Annotated in this window: 16 protein-coding genes and 1 tRNA gene; 4 read left to right on the top strand and 13 right to left on the bottom strand. The window is 38.6% G+C overall.

Translation table 11 applies throughout. The features are described 5' to 3' along the window. Positions 1–59: 59 nt before the first annotated feature. Entirely contained in the window at positions 60–2,867 is a 2,808-nt protein-coding gene (locus E0W68_RS10465) for a M16 family metallopeptidase (RefSeq protein WP_135219380.1), read from the top strand. Here the strand turns inward: E0W68_RS10465 and E0W68_RS10460 are convergent. Genes E0W68_RS10460 through E0W68_RS10430 form a run of 7 tightly spaced genes read right to left on the bottom strand, consistent with a single transcriptional unit; the run spans position 2,864 to position 10,033 of the window. Continuing rightward, complete coding sequence (locus tag E0W68_RS10460) at positions 2,864–3,634, bottom strand: class I SAM-dependent methyltransferase (RefSeq protein WP_135219379.1); 771 nt, start codon at positions 3,632–3,634, stop codon at positions 2,864–2,866. The genes E0W68_RS10465 and E0W68_RS10460 overlap by 4 nt on opposite strands. Positions 3,635–3,656: 22 nt before the next feature. Next, positions 3,657–4,031: a GxxExxY protein gene (locus tag E0W68_RS10455; RefSeq protein ID WP_135219378.1), complete on the bottom strand. Its 375-nt coding sequence runs from the start codon at positions 4,029–4,031 to the stop codon at positions 3,657–3,659. 35 nt (positions 4,032–4,066) lie between these two features. Further along, positions 4,067–4,888: a type I methionyl aminopeptidase gene (gene map / locus E0W68_RS10450; protein ID WP_135219377.1), complete on the bottom strand. Its 822-nt coding sequence runs from the start codon at positions 4,886–4,888 to the stop codon at positions 4,067–4,069. Positions 4,889–4,930: 42 nt separating this feature from the next. Next, positions 4,931–6,331: a TolC family protein gene (locus E0W68_RS10445; RefSeq protein ID WP_135219376.1), complete on the bottom strand. Its 1,401-nt coding sequence runs from the start codon at positions 6,329–6,331 to the stop codon at positions 4,931–4,933. 4 nt (positions 6,332–6,335) lie between these two features. Continuing rightward, positions 6,336–7,688, bottom strand: coding sequence for an HlyD family secretion protein (locus tag E0W68_RS10440; RefSeq protein WP_135219375.1), 1,353 nt, complete (start codon positions 7,686–7,688; stop codon positions 6,336–6,338). 6 nt (positions 7,689–7,694) lie between these two features. Continuing rightward, entirely contained in the window at positions 7,695–9,353 is a 1,659-nt protein-coding gene (locus E0W68_RS10435) for a peptidase domain-containing ABC transporter (protein WP_135219374.1), read from the bottom strand. Positions 9,354–9,358: 5 nt separating this feature from the next. Then, the gene (locus E0W68_RS10430) at positions 9,359–10,033 is read right to left on the bottom strand and encodes a TetR/AcrR family transcriptional regulator (protein ID WP_135219373.1); all 675 of its coding nucleotides are present in this window, start codon (positions 10,031–10,033) and stop codon (positions 9,359–9,361) included. A 149-nt stretch (positions 10,034–10,182) separates the two neighbouring features. Between E0W68_RS10430 and E0W68_RS10425 the strand changes: the two genes are divergently transcribed. Beyond that, entirely contained in the window at positions 10,183–11,454 is a 1,272-nt protein-coding gene (locus tag E0W68_RS10425; RefSeq protein WP_135219372.1) for an acetyl-CoA hydrolase/transferase family protein, read from the top strand. 196 nt (positions 11,455–11,650) lie between these two features. Here the strand turns inward: E0W68_RS10425 and gpmI are convergent, their stop codons facing one another. Next, the gene (gpmI, locus tag E0W68_RS10420; protein ID WP_135219371.1) at positions 11,651–13,168 is read right to left on the bottom strand and encodes a 2,3-bisphosphoglycerate-independent phosphoglycerate mutase; all 1,518 of its coding nucleotides are present in this window, start codon (positions 13,166–13,168) and stop codon (positions 11,651–11,653) included. A 12-nt stretch (positions 13,169–13,180) separates the two neighbouring features. Continuing rightward, a complete protein-coding gene (locus tag E0W68_RS10415; RefSeq protein ID WP_135219370.1) occupies positions 13,181–15,571 on the bottom strand; it encodes a DUF5916 domain-containing protein in 2,391 nt (796 codons plus the stop codon). Between the two features lie 237 nt (positions 15,572–15,808). On the opposite strand from E0W68_RS10415, the gene E0W68_RS10410 reads away from it, so the two are divergent. After that, complete coding sequence (locus E0W68_RS10410) at positions 15,809–16,513, top strand: murein L,D-transpeptidase catalytic domain family protein (RefSeq protein ID WP_135219369.1); 705 nt, start codon at positions 15,809–15,811, stop codon at positions 16,511–16,513. Positions 16,514–16,519: 6 nt separating this feature from the next. Here the strand turns inward: E0W68_RS10410 and E0W68_RS10405 are convergent, their stop codons facing one another. Next, on the bottom strand, positions 16,520–16,957 hold the full coding sequence (locus E0W68_RS10405) for a GNAT family N-acetyltransferase (protein WP_135219368.1): 438 nt from the start codon (positions 16,955–16,957) through the stop codon (positions 16,520–16,522). Between the two features lie 127 nt (positions 16,958–17,084). Here E0W68_RS10405 and E0W68_RS10400 point away from each other — a divergent pair. Beyond that, positions 17,085–17,157, top strand: a tRNA-Gly gene (locus E0W68_RS10400). A gap of 134 nt (positions 17,158–17,291) precedes the next feature. Here E0W68_RS10400 and E0W68_RS10395 read toward each other — a convergent pair. From E0W68_RS10395 to pepE, 3 genes are all read right to left on the bottom strand, one after another. Further along, a complete protein-coding gene (locus E0W68_RS10395; protein ID WP_135219367.1) occupies positions 17,292–18,509 on the bottom strand; it encodes a cation:proton antiporter in 1,218 nt (405 codons plus the stop codon). Positions 18,510–18,765: 256 nt separating this feature from the next. After that, a complete protein-coding gene (locus tag E0W68_RS10390) occupies positions 18,766–19,815 on the bottom strand; it encodes a hypothetical protein (RefSeq protein WP_135219366.1) in 1,050 nt (349 codons plus the stop codon). 89 nt (positions 19,816–19,904) lie between these two features. Next, on the bottom strand, positions 19,905–20,612 hold the full coding sequence (pepE, locus tag E0W68_RS10385; protein WP_135219365.1) for a dipeptidase PepE: 708 nt from the start codon (positions 20,610–20,612) through the stop codon (positions 19,905–19,907). Between the last annotated feature and the right edge of the window lie 112 nt (positions 20,613–20,724).

Genomic DNA, 20,724 nt, shown 5'->3' with positions numbered 1-20,724 from the left:
TTTACAATAAACAACAAATTTTGTAGTTTTAACTTCAACCAATTTTTAACCATATCAACATGAAAAATCTAAAACTCTGGCTTTTCCTGTTGTCTGCACCGTTTATTGTAAGTGCGCAGCAACTAAAGGGAAGCGACCCTATTCCGTTTGACCCAAATGTAAAAACAGGCAAATTAAAAAACGGACTTACTTATTACATCAGGAAAAATGACAAACCTGAAGATAAAGTAGATTTACGCCTTGTAATAAATGCAGGTTCTATTTTAGAAAATGACGACCAGCAAGGACTGGCGCACTTTATGGAACATATGTGCTTTAACGGTACAAAGCGTTTCCCTAAAAACAAACTGGTAGATTACCTGCAAAGCATAGGGGTAAAGTTCGGGCAGCACCTTAATGCCTATACCAGCTTTGACGAAACAGTATATTTCCTTCCTATCCCGTCAGATGATCCTGAAAAACTGGAAAAAGGCTTTCAGGTATTGGAAGATTGGGCATTTAATGCCGTACTAACACCCGAAGAAGTAGATAAAGAAAGAGGTGTTGTACTGGAAGAGTACCGCCTTGGGCTTGGCGCTGAAAAACGCATGATGAAACAATTTATGCCTAAGATGATGTACAAATCGCATTATGCAGACAGGCTGCCTATAGGGCAAAAGGAAATCCTTGAGAATTTTACTTATGACAAAATAAAGAGCTTTTACAAAGACTGGTACAGACCAAACCTTATGGCAGTAATAGTGGTGGGAGATATAGATGTGGCAGCAATGGAAAAGAAGATAAAAGACCATTTCTCGTCCTATAAAAACCCTAAAAACGAAAGACCTCGCGCTGTTTATGATGTGCCAAACCACGACCAGACCTTTGTTTCAGTAGAAAGTGATAAAGAAGCATCTTTTGCACAGGTGCGACTTATTTATAAAGACCACGGCGATCCTAAAAAAATAAAAACAATAGAGGATTATAAGCAAAACCTTAAAGAAGGTCTTTTTACCAGCATGCTTAATAACAGGCTACAGGAACTTACCAATACGCCCAATCCGCCGTTTACCTATGGTTATACCTATCATGGAGGTACATGGGCACGTACTAAAGAAGCTTATCAGTCTTTTGCCATGACACAAGAAGGCAAGCAGCTTGATGCCCTAAAAGTACTGGTAGAAGAAAATGAGCGTGCTAAAAAATATGGCTTTAGCGAAAGCGAACTTGAACGCGCCAAAAACGACTGGCTGTCCTATCTTGAAAAAAGCTATAATGACAGGGACAAGACTGAATCGGAAAGATTTGTAAGCGAATATCAGGCACACTTCCTGGAAGAGGTACCCGCACCGGGTATTGAGTGGGAATATGAAGCCTTTAAGGAACTGCTTTCGCAAATAAAAGTAGAAGACCTGAACGGGCTTACCGACAAATATATTAAAGAGGATAACAGGGTAGTTATATTTACAGGACCTGAAAAAGACGGTGTTGTAAAACCAACCGAACAGGAAGTACTGGCTGTAATTAACAAAAACTATGACGATTTAAAGCCTTATGAGGACGAGCCTGTAGCAGAAAGCCTGTTGCGCAAAGAAGTAAAGCCGGGCAGCATTGTAAAAAAAGAGAACAATGCCACGCTGGGCACCACTACGCTATACCTTTCAAATGGGGCAAAGGTTACTTACAAGAAAACCGATTTTAAAAATGATGAAGTGCTTATGAAAGCCGTGAGTTTTGGCGGAAGCAACCTTTTTAGTAATGAAGATGCCAAAAAAACCCAGTGGGCGGAAGGTGCACTTACCGAAGCCGGATTTAGCGGGCTTGACCTTAATGATATCAATAAATTCATGACAGGTAAAATAGCAAGCGTATATCCTTACATAAGCAACGTTACAGAGGGTATGCAGGGCAGCAGTACACCCAAAGACATGGAATATATGTTCCAGATGGTGCATGCCTATTTTACTGACCTGAATTATGATACCGAAGCCTATGAGGGATATAAGAAAAAGCAATCGTCGTTTTACGAAAATATGGCATCAAGCCCCAGCTTTTATTTTTCGCAGGAGCTATATGCTTTTCTTAACCAAGATAACCCAAGGTACAGCGGTATAATTCCCACCGAAAAATCATGGGCAGAAACCGATTATAAGCTTTGCTATGATAAGTATAAAGAACGTTTTGCCAATGCAGGCGATTTTGAGTTCTTTTTTGTAGGGAATATAGATGATAAAGCTATGGAAGATTACTCGGTTAAATATCTGGCATCCCTTCCGTCTTCCGGAACCAAAGAGAAGGCTACAGACCTTGGCTATAGGTTAATAAGCGGTTCGCACAAAAAAGTTATCAATAAAGGTACTGATCCTAAAAGTAATGTTGTGATAAGATTTAGCGGAGATACAAATTACTCGGCTAAAGAAGCACTTGCTATGGAGGCTCTTGGCGAAGTGTTAACTATAAAATTAACCGAAGAACTAAGGGAAAACGAAAGCGGAGTATATGGTGTTGGGGCAAGAGGCGGCATGAGCAATGTGCCTTATGGTTCTTATTATTTCTCTATATCTTTCCCGTGCGGACCTGAAAATGCTGGAAAACTTACAGAATCAGCCCTAAGAGAGCTACAAAAAATGATAGACAACGCGCCGGAGGAAAAAGACCTTGCCAAGTATAAAGAGGCAGAAATGCTGGAATACAAGAAAGACCTTAAAGAGAACAAGTTTTGGATAGATGGTTTCCAAAATGCATACATAAAAGGTGCTAACCCTGATGAAATCCTTAAAAAAGAGGAGAAAATTGCAGCTCTTACGGTTAAAGACCTTCAGGCAGTTGCCAAAAAATACCTGACAAAAGATAAAGTAATCGGCATCTTGATGCCGGAAGAAAATTAATCTTTAAAACAAACAGGAATTATCTCGCCTTGTGCGAGGCAAAATCGCTCCACATCTGCTGGGGCGATTTTTTTTGTATAATCTTCCTCCACAACCCTAAAGCCTGTACTACGCAGTTTATTAAAATAATCACGACCATATACCCGCACGTGGTCATACTGCCCAAAAATACGGGCGCGTTCTTTAGCGTCGGTTATGCTGTTGTCTTCAAAAGTAACATCGCGACTAAGGTCTTGCGGGATTTGAAATATACCCATGCCGCCCGGTTTTAACACGCGGTATAGCTCTTGCATGGCTTTGGTATCATCAGGGATATGTTCCAGCACGTGGTTGCACAATATCATGTCATAACTGTTGTCTTCAAAAGGCAGGTTGCATATATCCGCTTTTACGTCGGCAAGAGGTGAGTTAAGGTCGGTAGTAGTATAATCCAGATTTTTCTGATTGCGAAAGCGTTTGTAAAAAGCCTGTTCAGGAGCAAAGTGCAATACTTTTTTAGGAGCTGTAAAAAAATCAGTTTCATTTTGCAGATACAACCACAACAGCCTGTGTCTTTCTAAAGAAAGGGTACTGGGCGATAATACATTATTACGCTGATGCCCGTAACCATAAGGCAAAAAGTTTTTAAAACTCTTTCCGTCTATAGGGTCAGTATAAGTGCTGCCCTTTAAGGCTGCTGCCAAAACAGGACGCGCCACATAGCTCAGCCTTATAAGCAGGGGTCTTGGTATGGTATTAAGTATGAATTTGAATAGTTTTTTAGACACTAATTTCTCTGATTTTCACTTATTATAAAATTACTCTTTTATACGCCAAACTGTCTTCTCCAAAATTAACAAGAATTCCCAAATTGAGTTTTGAAGCGGCTAAATAATTAAGCGTTTGTTTAATATGGCTATTTATAAGCACTTCAATTGCTTTTACTTCGAGTATAATGTTGTCAAAGACAACAAAATCAGCGAAATAATAATGCGGGAGTATTGTGTCCTTGTACTCAATATTGAATTTTTTCTCTCTTTCAAAAGGAACTCCGTTTTTTAAAAATTCATACTGTAGCGCATCTTCATATACCACTTCGCTATGACCTTTACCTAGTATTGTATGCACCTCCATACAAATGCCAATTAACTTATACGACTCATTTTTATATAATAGTGATGCCATTTGTGATAATTGGTGCTATTCGTGTCTTGAAATATTTAAATTACAAGCGGCACAGCTCTGAATTCATTTTCTTCATCGCTCGTTATACCCAACGCCTGATATACATAGGCAAAAGTAGAAAGCAGTTCCGGCTTACCGTTTATCAATGCCACATCATGTTCAAAGTGGGCGCTTGGTTTGCCGTCGCGGGTTACTATAGTCCAGCCGTCTTTAAGGGTTTTCACATATTTGGTTCCCATGTTTATCATGGGTTCTATAGCTACTACCATGCCTTCTATAAACTTTTTGCCCCTGCCGCGTTTGCCATAGTTGGGCATGTTAGGCTCTTCGTGCATTTTGCGTCCCAAACCATGTCCTACAAGGTCACGCACTACGCCATAACCATGTGCTTCGGTATGTTTTTGAATTGCATAGCCTACATCTTCTACTCTGTTGCCTGCTTTAAATTCGCGGATGCCTATATATAAAGATTCTTTAGTTATTTGTAGCAGTTTACGTGTTTCTTCTGCTACTTCGCCTATTTCAAAAGTGTAGGCATGGTCGCCATAAAACTCATTTTTTAAAGCCCCGCAATCTACCGATACGATATCGCCTTCTTCAATAGGTCGGCTGGTGGGTAACCCATGTACTACCTGTTCGTTAACACTCGTGAGCAGGGTAGAGGGGCAGCCGTATAATCCTTTAAATCCGGGAACTGCGCCATGATCGCGAATAAACTCTTCCGCCTTTCTGTCAAGTTCTAAAGTAGTAACACCGGGTTTTATTTCGGAGGCTATCATACCAAGTGTTTTAGAAACTATAAGCGCACTTTCGCGCATTAACTCTATTTCTTCTTGTGTTTTGGCTATTATACTCATTGCATCAATTTTCAATCCGCAAAAGTAACTATTTAAAATTATTTAATCAGGGTTCGCCATTATTTTAAACAGTTCGGCATTCGATAGCAGATAACGGTTTTCAATGTCTATTTGCTCAATACGTGCGCTTACCAATCTGTTCTCGCGCGTATTGATAAGAAACAGCGAGCTTTCGCCAAAAGAGAACAGTCGTTCTTCCGAAGTCAACATGGTTGAGTAGCTTTCTACAAGCTCATCAATTACATTTTTTTGCTTTTGCAGCGAAGTAATCTCGGTTTGTTGTGCCTCAATTTTATTTTTAAGATTTAAGCGTTCGCTGTTCAATTCCAGTTGCGTGTCCTGTATTTTCAGTTTTGCCAAGTTCAGCTTACCTCTTTCTTTTCTTAGAAATATAGGAAAAGCAAAGTTGACTCCAAATTTATAGTCGTTAAAACGGTAATTGTCAAAATTTGACGGCTCTGAGAGGTAATGGTACCCAACATCTATTTTTGGGAGCAGCATGTTTGCCTGTAGCTTGCGCTCTACCTCCAGTATGGCTACTTTATTTTGCAACGAGGTAATTTTTGGGTGATTATCTACAGGGGTAGTTTCGGTAATAAGGTTATTGGTTTTTAAGGTTTCTTTTACGGTTACCATGAGGTCCTCCTCGGGTATTATGGCATCCTCCAGTTCAACAGGTATATCATTAATCCAAAGATAATTGGCAAGCTTCAGTTTTGCCTTGGCAAGTTTTAATTTTGAGTTTTCTAAATTCAGCCTTCTGTTTTTTACGGTTATACCTGCCTCTACACTGTCTATAGCAGGTTTGTCGCCCTGTTCTATCAGTTGCAACACACCATTGTAACGCGTGCGGGCATAGGTTAAATAATTTTCATACAACAGGGTTTCGTCATGGCTTTTTTTCCAGTCAAAATAGGCTGCCGCGGCATCATACAGTACATTAACAGCCTTTAGCTTGCGCTCGGCATCACTAAGCTGTAACTGTATTTTAGCTGTTCTTACATCTGCCATACGCTGGTTTATAAAAAGCCCTTGTCCCAGCGGTACAGTAATGCCTAAAGAGGTAAGCCCTTGATTTGGCGTAGTGTTTTGCGGATTCAGGTAGATGCCCTCGCTGTTATCAAATCCTGCTTTTACCTCTATGCCGTACCAAGTGGGTATTTTAAAACTACTGGTTAGCACTGAGTAGTATTCTTTATCGGTAAACTCTTTTTCGTCATAATCTACTTCTATCTTCGGGTCAAAGCCTCCGCGTGCCTGCATCAGCCCTGCCTGTGCTTTGTCTATCTCCAAGTTTGCCTGTTTTACAATGGGGTGGTATTTTTTTACATAACCCAAATACTCATTAAATGTGAGTATATTGCTTTCAAACTCCTGTGCGTTCCCTATAGTCAGGCATGAAAAAAATAGTAAAAAGCAGTATATATAGCTCTTTATCGTCATTGTTTTACTTTTTGTCTTTAGTATTTTCGCTACCGTTTTTAGATTGATAATAGTTGGGAGGGAAACCGTTTAGGGTTCGCCATATTTCATACCATACGGGTACGGTATCGAGTAATGCTATGGTTTGTGCTCCTGCGCCTATGCTCAGTTGTTCAGGCCATTTTTGCTCTTCTTCATCAGGGGCTATTAATATTCTGTACTTTCCGTTAGGGCTTATAAAGTTTTCTATCGCTACTATACGCCCTCCAAAAGTACCATAGGACATTCCCGGCCATCCCGAAAATACTATAGTAGGCCATCCGTCAAACCAAACTCTTACTTTTTCGCCTCTGCTGATGAGGGGTAAATCCATAGGATCTACATAGCTTTCTACGGCAATATCATAGCCCGAGGGCATTATGCTCACTATAGGTGTGCCTTCTTTTAGGTTTTCTCCAAGTCCTGCCTGTAGCGCACGGTTTACATAGCCGGATTGCGGTGCTTTTATATAATACATTCCGTTACGAATACTGTAGTTTGCATACTGGTTTTCCAGTTTGTTTACCTGTGCTTCAGTATCATACTGGTTACTAAGTGCGGTAAATTTATCACTATCGGCTTTGGATATTTTTTCGGCATATTCTGCTATCAGCCGGTTAATTTCTACTTTGGCATTAATAAGCTCGTTTTTTGCAGTAAGTAACTTATTTTCCTGTGTAATTATTTTTGCTTCCGATTCTTGTAGTTTCAACCGTTTTTCCTCCACATCCGTAAGCGGTTTCAGTCCTTCTTTGTTAAGTTGTTGCGCTCGCTTAAATTGTGTTTCGGCTATGCGAAGCTGTGTTTTTACCGCCTCGAGATCCATACTGTCGCTCTTTACTTTTAGTTCAGACTGCCTTATTTTGTTTTGCGCCTGTTCTAATTTTAATTGTTTTTCTCGCTCTAACGAGCCCATCTGCATTTCCAGCGCGCCAACTTTGCTGCCATATGAGTTTACAGCCAGTTTTTTAGCATCTACCTGCTGCTTTGTGTTTTCTACAAGGTTGGGATCGAAATACTCGTCTTTTATCTCCGATATAAACATGATTGTATCGCCTTTTTCTACAAAATCGCCTTCCTGTACATACCATTTTTCTATCCGTCCTGCAATAACACTATGCACGGTTTGCGGACGTTGGTCGGGCTTTAAGGTTGTTACAGATCCTGTGCCTGATATGTTTTGTGTCCAGGGCAGGAAGAGTGCTATGCCCCCTATGATGGATGCGACAACTATAAGTTTGTTCAACACCTTGTAATGAGGTCGGTTTACAAGGTTGTTTACGGTTGTATACTTTCCGCTACTTATATGTATTTGATTGTTATCGGATATATTCAGCATAGTATTTTATAGTTTAAAGTCTTCTACAATTTCTCCGTTATTCATTATTATCTGCCTGCTGCATCTCGATTTCCAATAATGGTTTACAGACGATACAATTACAGTCCATTCATGCTCTTCGGCAAAAAGGAAATCAATTATTGCTTTTGCCGTAGGCTCGTCCATCTTGTCGGTAGGGTCTTCTAAAAATAATATTTTTGGTTTATGAATAATGCTTCTTGCCAATAATATTTTTTGGGCATTGGATGTTGATAACTGCCTGCCGTCAGGATATATGGGGGTATCAAGCCCTTGCGGTAATGTTTTTATAAAAGAGGATAGCCGAACACTGTCTAAGGCCCAACGCAGTGTTTCGGGAGTTATAGTAGGGTCGTTAAACGTGATGTTTTCCAGTATTGTTCCTTCAAACGGACTTTCGCCCTGTATTATAACCCCTGTTTGCGAACGATAAAGGTCTTTATCTATTCTATTAAGCCTGCCATCGTTAATATAAAGTGAACCATAATCCGGTTTTAAATATCCTGCCAGCATACGCACCAAGGTAGATTTCCCTGAACCGTTATTTCCGCTAATGTATATTTTTTCGCCGGGGTTTATGCAAAGCGAAATGTTGTTAAGCGCATCTTTATCCGAATCAGGAAAGCGATACCTTATGTTATCCATTTCCAGCGTGATGTTTTTTTGCGGAGTGGTATTTTTAACTTTTGAAGGTTCTTCTATTCCCAAATCAGTTACTCCTCCTATTTTTTCTATAGATGTAAGTACATCATAAAATGTTTCCAGCCCGATGATAATCTTTTCTACAGAGTTGATTACCAAAAGGATGATAATTTCGGCAGCTACAAACTGCCCTATATTCATTTGCTGGTTTAGTACCAGATACCCCCCTACGGATAGTAATGTTGCGGTAATAATAACCTTAAAGATGATTAGCTGGGAGAACTGCTTTTTTATAACATTGAAGTGTTTTTCTCTGTAATTTATGTAATCGCTCACCAAATTATCATTTTTAGTAAGAGCATAATCAAAATTAAGCTGCCTTTTAAAACTACTGCTGTTTCGGGCTATTTCCTGTATCCAGTAGGCAACTTTGTATTTAAACTTCGATTCTTTCATACTGGTATCCAGTCCGGTGGCAAACGAGAATTTGAAGATAAAATATAATAATATCAACAGCATTAACCCAAACAGTATGAAAAACGGATGGTATAATGAAAGCAGGATAATACCAAAGCTGATTTGCAGCAGCGCCGAAGAAAAATCGAGCAGGAGCTTTGATACTCCTTTTTGAATGGACAGTGTATCAAAAAAGCGATTGGCAAGCTCCGGCGGGTAGCTGTTGTACAACTCATCAGGTTTTATTTTGGGAAAACGCCATGCAAACTCAAAAGAGGAACGCACAAATATTTTTTGTTGTAAGTTTTCCGTAATCCTTAGCTGCATGAGCGACAGGATACCGCCAAAGGCTACCCCTACAGTTACTACAACAATAAGCACTATCCATGATATACTCACCTGCCCGCTTTGTATAAAGTTGATAATAGCCTGAATGCCAAGTGGTAAAGAAAGACTTATAAGTCCTGCAAAGGCAGCATAAAAAAGTATTTGATAAACATCTTTTTTATCTAATTTCAGCAAGTTGTAAAATCGTTGTAATGGTGTCATGATGTTTATTGTTTTATAATGTTGCTAACCAAATGCATAAAAAATTCGCAAGGGCGGGTTTGCTCGTTACAATTCGTTATACTTTTAAAATGATCTTTTAAAAAATGCTGATGCAATGCGCCCTCTATAGTTGTACTAACGAGGCTCTCGGCATACGGGTAATCGGGGTTTACCTCTTTTACAATATTTACAATACGCCCTATTACTCTTTTATAAATAAGAAAAAAACCTTCACGGTTTTCCTCATCAACCTCCTTGGTAAGAAAGGTTTTGGTAAACTCTGCAATAATTATTTTGTTCAGTATCGATTCGTTTATATGATCCGTGCTGTCATCGTCCTCAATTTTTTCGGTTACTATAGTTATAGCCCTCATTAGTTTTTCATAAGGGTCAGTTACATTGGCGGTTGCCAAAATAAGTTTGTACTCCATCCAGCTCCAGTACCAAGAGGATAAATATAGTAAAAGCTTATGTTTGTTCTCAAAATAGCGATATAGAGAGCTTTCGTTTGACCCGATTCGCTCTCCCAGTTTTTTAAAAGTAAAATTGTCAAAACCCAGCTCATCAATAAGCAAGATACTCTCTTTAATGATTTTCCTGCCTAATATAGAAGTTTCAGGGTCTTTTACATAAATTTTGTCATTAACCTGAATTTTAATACTTGAAAGAAGTGTTTTCATAATTAAAATTATTTACTGCAAATATAATAGTAAAACTATTAATTTTGAAATTTTAACTTTTAATTATAACCTGTTCAACCTCTTTTACCTGAGAAATATCATGTTTTGTATTTGTAAGAAGCTGTAATTTTGTATTAAATTTTTTAGGTATGAGTAAATATGTTACTGCGGCGCAAGCTGTACAAGTAGTTAATTCGGGCAACAGGGTGTATGTGCAGGCTGCTGCTGCAACCCCAACAGTTTTAACAAAAGCTTTGGCAGAGCGGGCTGCCGAGCTTAGAAATGTAGAGGTCTGCCATTTGCATACAGAGGGCGAAGCACCCTATGCGAACCCTGAATTCAGTGAGAGTTTTCATGTAAACTCCTTTTTTATAGGAAAAAATGTAAGGCATACACTGGCAGCCGGAAACGGCTCGTACACCCCCGTTTTTTTGAGTGAATTGCCAAGGCTATTCCGTAAAAATGTACTACCGCTTGATGTGGCTTTTATACACGTTTCGCCACCCGACAGTCATGGATATTGTTCGCTGGGGGTATCGGTAGAGGCAACAGTTGCCGCTATAGAAAACTCTAAATATGTAGTGGCACAGGTAAACCCGCAAATGCCAAGAACCTTTGGCGACGGCGTTATACATGTATCGGAAATTAATTATCTGGTTGAGGTTGATGAGCCTGTTTATGGGCATGCACCTGATGCCATAACCGAGCAGGAAGCCAAAATAGGCACTCATGTAGCATCGTTAATAGAAGATGAAAGCACGCTGCAAATGGGAATAGGCTCTATACCCAATGCTGCTTTATCAAACTTAAAAAACCATAAAAATCTGGGTTTGCATACCGAGATGTTTTCGGATGGTGTGATAGACCTGATAGAGAGCGGTGTAATTAATTGCAATTACAAAGGCACGGTTAGGGGTAGGGCACTTGCCACATTTTTAATAGGCTCTAAACGCCTGTATGATTTTGTGGATGATAACCCGTTTATCGAAATGCGCGAATCATCATTCGTAAATGATACCGTGAACATTCGAAAAAATAAAAAAATGGTGGCTATCAATTCAGCTATCGAGGTTGATTTGACCGGGCAGGTTTGTGCCGACTCTATAGGATGCAGGATGTACTCCGGTGTGGGCGGACAAATGGATTTTATTCGCGGGGCTTCGCTTAGCGACGGGGGTAAGGCAATTATTGCACTGCCATCGGTAACAAAACGGGGCGACAACCGTATTGTGCCTTTCCTTAAACAAGGTGCCGGCGTGGTTACCACACGTTCTCATGTGCAATATATTGTTACTGAATATGGTATTGCCGATTTGTATGGCAAAACATTAAAGCAGCGTGCCGAAGCACTTATACATATAGCGCACCCTGACCATAGGGAAGCTATAGCACGCGATTATTTTAATGCTTTTAAAAGTTGAGTTTTTTAGATTTGTTAAATAGTGGTTGTTTGAAAAAAGGGGCTGTCTTAAAAGTGTCATTCTGAACGAAATGTAATGGAGTGAAGAATCTCAATCATTTGATAAATAAGAGATTCTTCCTTCGTCAGAATGACAAAAATGCTTGTTTAAGTACTTTTGAGACAGTCCCTTTTTGTTTTATGTATGGTTTTAGCTATTACAACAGCGAATGCCTTGTCATGGCTTCGGGTTGCGGTAGTCCCATAAGTTGCAGTATCGTTGGCGCAATGTCACCCAGTACACCATCATGTATTGTTTTTAGCTCTTTATCTACCAGTATAATCGGCACGGGGTTGGTAGTGTGTGCGGTGTTGGGGCTGCCATCGGGGTTTATCATGGTTTCGCAGTTACCATGGTCGGCAATTACTATAGTGGTATAGTTATTGGCAAGCGCAGCTTCTATCACTTGTTTGGCACAGTCATCTACTGCTTCGCAGGCTTTAATAGCGGCTTCCATTATTCCTGTGTGTCCTACCATGTCGCCATTGGCAAAGTTAAGGCATACAAAGTCTGCCTCGCCTTTTTGCAGTTCCGGTATCAGCGCATCTTTCAATTCATAAGCACTCATTTCGGGTTGCAGGTCATAAGTAGCTACTTTTGGCGATGGGCATAACAAACGCTTTTCGCCCTCAAAAGGCTCTTCGCGACCCCCTGAGAAGAAAAACGTAACATGCGGGTATTTCTCTGTTTCGGCTATGCGTATTTGTTTTTTACCATGCCTTGCCACAATTTCGCCCAGTGTTTCGGTAAGGTTGTCTTTGTCATAAATAACGTGCATTCCTGTAAAACTGTCGTCATAGTTAGTCATGGTAACATAGTACAGATTCATTTTGTGCATATTCTGCTCATGTACGTCAAACTGGGTTAATACCTCAGTAAGCTGTCTGCCCCTGTCTGTCCTGAAGTTAAAAAAGATAACCACATCATCAGGCTCAATAATCGCTATTGGGTTAGTACCGTCATTAGTCATTACTATGGGTTTGATGAACTCATCGGTAACATCTTCATTATAGCTTTCCTGTATGCTGTTTACGGCATTGACAGAGGGTATGCCCAGCCCGTTAACCAAAAGGTCATAAGCAAGTTTAACGCGTTCCCAACGCTTGTCGCGATCCATAGCATAGTAACGCCCTATTATAGAGGCAAGCTGTACTTTGGTATCTTTTATATAATTTTCCAAATCGGCAATAAAGTTTATTCCTGATTTCGGGTCAACATCACGCCCATCGGTAAAGGCATGTATATATACTTTGTCCAGCATGTACTCCTGCGTTGCATCTACCAATCCTTTCAGGTGGTTAATGTGCGAGTGTACCCCGCCATCGGAAACTAAGCCCAGCAAGTGTACTTTTTTGTTATTCACTTTAGCGTAGGCTAATGCCTCGGCAAGTGTTTTTTCTTTGGCAAGTGTTTTTTCCTGTACGGCAAGGTTTATTTTTACCAAATCCTGATATACTATGCGCCCTGCTCCAAGGTTCATGTGTCCCACCTCGCTGTTGCCCATTTGTCCTTCGGGCAGCCCTACGTTAAGACCATCCGTCCGTAGTGATGCACTGGGATAGTTTTGGTAAAGACTGTCGATAAAAGGTGTGTTGGCATTGTCTATTGCCGATACTTTTGGGTCGGGCGATTTTCCCCAGCCGTCCAGTATCATTAAAATTACTTTTTTGTTCATGATTTTAGTGTGTTAAATCCAGTTTTTAGCAGTATTAAAATCGATATAATAGCGCAGGCTTATCGAAAAAATACTGTTAAGGTTATTTGTAAACAGATGCTCAATATTCTTGGTATAATTACGGTTTACATACTCAAAATTACCTACGGCATTGTTTCGGTACAAAAATGATATTTGGCTGCCGGGAGCAAACCACCATGTGTACGAAAGGTCTAAATTCCAGTTGTTGTATGTAAAATCTCTATTTTCGCTAAAGGTACTATTTTCAGTTAGTATGCCATTATTTTGCAATGTCAAAAATTCATGATTTTTTCCATACGTCCAGTAGTGCCGTGCTGTTAAATTTACCGTCATTTGATTGGTTATGGAATATTTCCCCGAAAGGCTGTTGGTAATAACGGTTCTGTCGCGGCGGGTAAATATAATATCGTCCTCCTCAAATACCACCCACCCTTTATTGTTGGTGTCCAGCCCGTAATTAAAGCTGTATATCATTTGCAGCCTGTTGTTAAAGCGGTAGCGCGGACTAAACAAAAAGCCGTAATAATTTCGGTTCTCCTCGTCACTAAGCCAAACTTCGGGCTGTACATCTATAGCAAATTTACGGTTATAGTTTGATGAAAAGTAAACATAAGTATAAATGCTTTTTGGGATTTTTACAAAACGTCCGGATACACGGGGTTCATAAAAATCGTAGGTATCTAAAGGGCTTACTTGTATGCCATAGCCTATATAGTCGTTTTTACGTGTGGTTGAATTTACGTTTATCTCTGTATAACCACTTTGTAGTTTACCGGTAGTGTTATGAAATTCTGAATACAGGTTGCCATTTACCTGAAATGTGTTGTAGTGTTTTGTTGGGTTTAGGATACGGTAGCTTGCATTACCATTGAAGTTGTAATAATTAGTGGTAAAAATGATACCCATATCATTAATATCAAAATCTTTTGACACGTAGTAGCTCGATGCGCTGTAACGGTATTTGCCACTCGTTTTACCGAAGTTGATATAGGAACTGAATCCTTCATTATCAGTCACATCATTTATGGTGCTGTATTTAAAATCGCCCGAAAGGTTATAGGTATTAGCCCTTGTGTTTAGGTTATATACTAATGCGCTTACATTGGCATCCCTGAAGTTTTCATTTCGGGTAACATTGGTATTTACAAATGATACGGATGAGTTTTTACGAAAACGCTGGTCGAGCACTATTACACTATAGTTAGTAAGCGGTTCTACCAGTTCCCTTCGGGTAGTGCCAGTAGTGGTATTCCGCACGGTGGCATAGGTTTTTTCGGTTACGGCATTCATTATCCCTATACCCAGCCCTTTGGAGGTACGCCCCGAAACTTTTAGCGCATTAATAAGGTTTACGGTGCTGGGTGTTTCTATAACTTCTTCGTCCTCGGCAAGGGTTGCACTTTCAGAGGGCGGTCCGCCTATCCTTCGGGTGTATAATAAATCACCTTTATTAAATATATCAGTGCCTTCGGTAAAAAAAGGTCTGTTCTCGTTAAATTGTTGTTCAAAAGGACCCAGGTTGAGCACCACTTCATCAAAAGCGGTTTGCCCAAAATCAGGTACTAAAATAGCATCCAGCGTAAAGGAGTCATTAATACCATATTTTATATCCATACCCGCTTTAAAAGTAGTTTCGGTATTATCTTCATTTTGAGAAACATATACGGATGAGTAGGGGATAAAAAATAATCGGGTAGGCGGTTTAATATTTTCGATACCTGTAAGCAATCCTGTTTGCACAATAGCCGAACCGATGTTACGATCTACAGGGTTCCAAAAAAAAAGTTGGCGGTGCTGGCGTACCTCTCTGTAAAAGTTAAGCCCCCATGATTGCTTCTCTTCCTCAGAAAAACGAATGGCGGCATAGGGTATTTTCATTTCTACCAGCCAGCCTTCATCGGTTATTTTTACATTGCTGTACCATATACCGTCCCACGAATAATCTTCGTAGTTTTGGGTAGCAATGCAATCCATTTGCGTACCGGCAGCACTCACAAAAAAACGGAAATCCTGTTGTCCGTCGTTATAACCGTTGATATATACGCCAAAATGATCGGCGGTTTTAAAGTCATCACGCAAAGCTATTTCACGAAGTATATTATCAGGATTATCGTGCAGTATTGCTCCAAAATATACCGCTTCGTCATCATATAGTACTTTTACTATGGTGCCTTTTTCGGGCTCTTCCGCTTTACCGTTATCGGGTTCATACATTACAAATCCGGCAGCCTCTTGTGCGGTTTTCCATACCTCTTCATCGAGCCTGCCATCAACAGTTATTTTTTCGTTTATTCTTGTGGCTGTAGTAGTCTTTTTTTGTGCTAAAGCGTAGAAAGAAATCAATAAAAAAATAGTTAATATACTGATTTTTAAATAGTTCATTAATTTTTTGGTATGGTGTTTGTACTATATAGGCTGAAAGTGTAAAATTAACTTTTTATTAAGTGAATACAATAGTAGTAAATTTTATACGTTTCTGAATGAGAGTGAGTAACGAAATTTTTTTTCCGTTACATATGAAAATGTTAAATATTTGATTTTAATAGTATTATAGTTTTGAGTTAAGTTTTCCTTTACTATTTTAGTGCCCTTTAAAATCATACAGACAATTACACAACTATGATTAATAACTTTTTTACATCGATTTTCTTTTTATTGTTTTCCGTTACTACCCCAACGGCTACTCCTACCGCTTTAGATGCAAAAGTAAAAACAGTAGAAAATGAAGTAGTGCGGGCTAAGGACGTATATAATAATCTTAATGTTAATTCGCTTACCCTGCCTGAATTTAATTGCTTTGCCAAAGCGTTGAATGGTTTTAATAAACTAAAAGAACAGGGGAAAATAAAAAAGGACTTACTTACCGTTATCGATTTCAGTAAATCGTCTAATAATAAACGTTTATGGATAATTGATATGGCAACACAAACGGTGTTATATAACACTTATGTGGCACACGGCAGGAATAGCGGAAACGAATTTGCCACCGCATTTTCTAACGAATCGAGCTCTAATAAAAGCAGTCTTGGTTTTTATGCTACCGGCGAAATATATCAGGGTAAGCATGGTGAGTCGCTTCGTCTTGACGGGCTTGAGGCGGGTATTAATAATAATGCTCGTGACCGTGCCATAGTAATGCATGCTGCCGATTATGTTAGTGAAAATTTTATTACTAACTATAAAAGACTGGGCAGGAGTTTAGGTTGCCCTGCGCTGCCTAACCATTTAAATAAGGAAATTATAAACCTTATTACAGGTAAATCGTGCCTGTTTATATACCACCCTACAAAAAAATACTTGCAGGCATCAAAACTGCTTTCGTAATATAACTTAGAGTTGTTTGTACATCACATAGTGTATGCCTACACCTTCAATATCAAACGGGTTACCAATAGTACGGTAGCCCGATTTTTTATAAAAACCTACGGCAACTTCTCTGGCGTTAAACCATAGTAGTTCTCCGCCTTTGTTATTTACATATTCTTCCGCTTTTTTTACAAGCTTTTCGCCCAATCCTTTTTTTTGATGTTCGGGCAGTATAGCCATACCGCGTATCTGAAATTGTTTTTCTTCTGAGAATAGTATATTCGGATTTTCGAATACTGATACTATTCCCATTAGGCTGTCCTTTTCATAAATACCGAAATGTATTGTGGTACTATCATCATCTCCCGGAAAAACACACGATGTTACGGGCAGTCCGGGTCGTAAAACAGGTTGTCTTACGGCGTATGTTTCGGTTGATTGTATTGTTTTTATGGTTTGCATTGTTGTTTTTAAGGGATAAGAAATTAGTAATAAATAGTTTAAGAAACTTCTTTGTTTCGTGCGTAAATATTTTCGATAAAAAGTTTGCAAATAAAATAAGTTATTATGTATATTTGCACCCACAAAAGCGGAAGTAGCTCAGTTGGTAGAGCTCCAGCCTTCCAAGCTGGTTGTCGCGAGTTCGAGCCTCGTCTTCCGCTCTGCTAAAACCCGAATCATTAAGATTCGGGTTTTTTGTTTTCTATTGATTTTATTTTTTAGCATCATAGCTTAATTATTTGTTGACGGAAAGAACCCGGCATAGCTGTGGGAATTGGCAAATTTACAAAAGAAATTATTCCATTCGTCCAAACGCACGCTTCAATAATAAAGGAGTAGTTAAGGTTGTTAATACACCCATAATTACTAAAACTGAAAAAATTTCGGTACTTATAAGCCCATTTCGATAGGCAATGTTTGCTATTACAAGTTCCATAATCCCCCGTGCATTTAGTCCTATGCCCAGTGTAAATGAAACTTGCCTGCTGAGCCCGGCAAGTGTTCCGCCAAAGTACCCTCCTGCAATTTTTGATAAATAGGAAACCGCAATTACCGTTACTAAAAGCCCTATATTACTGATTGAAAAAACATTAAACTCGAGCCCTATGCCTGCAAAAAATATCGGGGCTAAAAATCCCATGGCTATACTGCTTGTTGTAGTTTCAATAGCCTTCAAATTGTTTTTACCAATTAGGGAGTCGCTTATGAGCAAAGCGGCAAAAAATGCCCCAACAATAAAATGCAGCCCGAGGTTCTCTGTAACGGTCGAGAACAAAAGGACAAATGCAAAGAACAAGGCAAATAACGACTCTTTGCTTTTTAATAATGAAACAAGCTTATCAAGCGATTCCTGAATGTAATTACCTTTTCGTAAAACCTTTTTGATCAGTAAATAAGCAACACTCAAAAGCGAGATAAAAATAATTAATTTGAGGATTGAAACGGCACTTGCTTTAACTATAGATGTAAGCGACATATCGGTGTCCTGAATGTTTAGTAAAACTCCTAAAATAGAAAGTGCCAGTACATCATCAAATATTGCTATTGAAATGATTTTTTGTCCCACTTCGGAGTTTATTTTACCCAAGTCCATTAATATCCTGATGCTTACCGGAAGCGCGGTAATAGCAATACACAAACCTATAAATACACTTGTCATAATATCCTGCTCAAATAGGTAGCCAACCGCGATACCGCCAAATATAGGCACGAAAAATGCCATTAGAGAAATGAGGATATTTTTGCCTTTTAAGGATTTCAGGATGTCGTCAATGTTTATTTCCAGTCCTGCAATAATTACCAACAGAAAAATCCCCAACTCCGAAATTACCTCAAGGTCTTCAGTTCTGTGTATCAGGTTAAACACGCTTGGTCCTAAAACAATACCTGCGGTAATCTCCCCAATCATGGCAGGCTGTTTAAAACGTTCAAAAATTTCTCCGAAAATTCTTGCTGTCACCAACAGAATCAGCAGGTTGGTGAAAAACGGAAGTTCAAATTGTGGTTGGTGCATATTCTTTTAAAAATAAATATTCCTATTCAGTTTCCCATCTGTTGCGCACCGCTTAAAAGGGTAGGCTAACTTGAATATAACCACTACTAAGTTCCACGAATACAACCCTCTTTATCAGGTATATGTTGGTTCGGTTGCTGTTTATATTTTACACCAAATGTATAAAAGATTTTCACTCCTATTTAAGAAAAAAATAATATTGTCATGGAAGATATTTTACTTCGTTTAGAGATGAATTTTTGATTCTACCTCAATACTATCTATCTAGTATTTCGCTTACTCCCGTTATTGAATTATACACAAAATGTTTCATCATTATACCGTCAAACTCTCCTTTATCATTAACCCATAATTGTCGAACGTTATGAAATAGATCTTTATCTAATGGTATTTTTGCATTTGGATTATGAAAAATTGTTAAACTTTCATTCCAATTTTCAGTAGATTTTCCTTTTTCTACCTGATATGTAAAATCTTTTGCTTTTGCATTTGGTTTACTGTCGTCATATTTATATCCAGAGCGAATCATTATTAGATTCTTTTCGGATAATTTATGTTCGTATCCCATCCTATTAAACTTATGTAAGTCGCAGTTATTTGAGAAAATTATTGCACTAATATTTTCGGTGTTTGGATGTGAAAAGAAATTTGATGGGATTGTTTTTTCTCCGTGTGTATGCTCTTCAACAACCTCATTTTTAATATGTATTAATTCTCCTCCTATTTCTTTGGATATTATATTTACACCATATAAATATTCCATTATTTTTGCATCAGGTAAGAATTTTGCTATATAATTATGTGATGGAGTTATAGCTAAAACTATGGGTTTTCCTTTTACCCAATCTAATTCCCAATATTTTTTATTTAGTTTTGAAAATAGAACGCTACCTAATCTTATTGAGTAGTAGTCTGTTAGTTTTTTTTGTATAACTAAATCATTTTTTTCAACGGCTTTTTTTATATATTGTTCTGAATATTTATCATCATTTTTTTCAGACGATAAACTTGCTTTTATGAAGAAATCATATTCTTTCTTTTTTACGTGAAAATCTGGTCTGTTGAAATCATTAATTAGTTCAAATAGATTCTCGTATAGAAATATAAATAAATAAATTTCCCAAAGTCTTGCATCGAATCCTGTACTTTGAAAATCTTTTATAAAATTACCATCTTTATCATCGATAAGGTCGCATATGTTTTTAATAATATTTTTCGCAGGGTCAAATAATGCATTTTCAGTTAATAATTTAAATCTTTCATTCAGTTTATCTTCTGAAACAATAATTTTATAAATATCTTCCATTTTTTTGTAAAATATTGTTAGTGACTTGTCAATAATCACTATCTTTATTAAGATTTACTTCTTAAATATATAAAATATTTCCACTTATATTACTTCAACCAAGATAAGTCAGTACCAGTTTCAATTTCTTCAGGTTCCTGCCCTTGTCGGAAAAGCCTTGCCTGTAGTTCACCTTTCAGGGTTATAGCCTTGCCTTGTACCTCCAGCCAGCTCCCTTCGCGCAGCCCCAATACAGGCTGCGTGTTAAACTGATGAAACTCTTTAATACGCGTTTCGCGCGTTTCGCCCATGTGGGTAGAGTCCGGCAACGGGTCAAGGTAATGCGGATTAATATTAAAAGGAATCAACCCCAGTGTTCGGAAACTGGGCGGATAAACGATAGGCATATCATTAGTAGTATTCATGGTAAGACCGCAAATGTTGCTTCCCGCACTTGTACCCAAATAAGGTGTGCCATGTTGCACCGCTTTTTCAATGGCATCCATTGTGCCTGTTTTATACAATTGCGTTACCAGCAGGAAAGTATTGCCGCCCCCTGTAAAAATACCTTCGGCTTGTTGTACTGCCATTACAGGGTTTTCATATTCGTGTATGCCTTTCACAGTAATGTTTATCTTAGCAAAAACTTCGACAGCCTTTGCCGTATATGCCTCATGGGTTATCCCACCGGGGCGGGCATAGGGCACAAACAGTAATGTAGAGCAATTTCCGAAATGTTTTTTTAGTACAGGCAATAAATAATCTAAGTAACTGCCGCCGTGTAATGTGGATGTACTTGCAATAATTAATTTCTTCATTCGTTTGTTGTATGGATAAGAAAAGGTAAAGTTACAAAGATTTGATGCGGCAGGCTATATGTTTTTTAGGGAGTAATTAACACTAAATTTTAATCCTTTGTCTTATATTGTA

This window comes from Flavobacterium salilacus subsp. salilacus, from assembly GCF_004634195.1.
Taxonomy (GTDB): Bacteria; Bacteroidota; Bacteroidia; order Flavobacteriales; family Flavobacteriaceae; genus Flavobacterium; species Flavobacterium salilacus.
Note: the sequence above shows the minus strand (reverse complement) of the source record. Positions and strands in the feature narration are given on the sequence as shown.

Coding starts and splice junctions, on each gene's coding strand:
- E0W68_RS10465 (WP_135219380.1), top strand. CDS start 60: ATGAAAAATCTAAAACTCTGGCTTTTCCTGTTGTCTGCACCGTTTATT.
- E0W68_RS10455 (WP_135219378.1), bottom strand. CDS start 4,031: ATGGCATCACTATTATATAAAAATGAGTCGTATAAGTTAATTGGCATT.
- map (WP_135219377.1), bottom strand. CDS start 4,888: ATGAGTATAATAGCCAAAACACAAGAAGAAATAGAGTTAATGCGCGAA.
- E0W68_RS10445 (WP_135219376.1), bottom strand. CDS start 6,331: ATGACGATAAAGAGCTATATATACTGCTTTTTACTATTTTTTTCATGC.
- E0W68_RS10440 (WP_135219375.1), bottom strand. CDS start 7,688: ATGCTGAATATATCCGATAACAATCAAATACATATAAGTAGCGGAAAG.
- E0W68_RS10435 (WP_135219374.1), bottom strand. CDS start 9,353: ATGACACCATTACAACGATTTTACAACTTGCTGAAATTAGATAAAAAA.
- E0W68_RS10430 (WP_135219373.1), bottom strand. CDS start 10,033: ATGAAAACACTTCTTTCAAGTATTAAAATTCAGGTTAATGACAAAATT.
- E0W68_RS10425 (WP_135219372.1), top strand. CDS start 10,183: ATGAGTAAATATGTTACTGCGGCGCAAGCTGTACAAGTAGTTAATTCG.
- gpmI (WP_135219371.1), bottom strand. CDS start 13,168: ATGAACAAAAAAGTAATTTTAATGATACTGGACGGCTGGGGAAAATCG.
- E0W68_RS10415 (WP_135219370.1), bottom strand. CDS start 15,571: ATGAACTATTTAAAAATCAGTATATTAACTATTTTTTTATTGATTTCT.
- E0W68_RS10410 (WP_135219369.1), top strand. CDS start 15,809: ATGATTAATAACTTTTTTACATCGATTTTCTTTTTATTGTTTTCCGTT.
- E0W68_RS10405 (WP_135219368.1), bottom strand. CDS start 16,957: ATGCAAACCATAAAAACAATACAATCAACCGAAACATACGCCGTAAGA.
- E0W68_RS10395 (WP_135219367.1), bottom strand. CDS start 18,509: ATGCACCAACCACAATTTGAACTTCCGTTTTTCACCAACCTGCTGATT.
- E0W68_RS10390 (WP_135219366.1), bottom strand. CDS start 19,815: ATGGAAGATATTTATAAAATTATTGTTTCAGAAGATAAACTGAATGAA.
- pepE (WP_135219365.1), bottom strand. CDS start 20,612: ATGAAGAAATTAATTATTGCAAGTACATCCACATTACACGGCGGCAGT.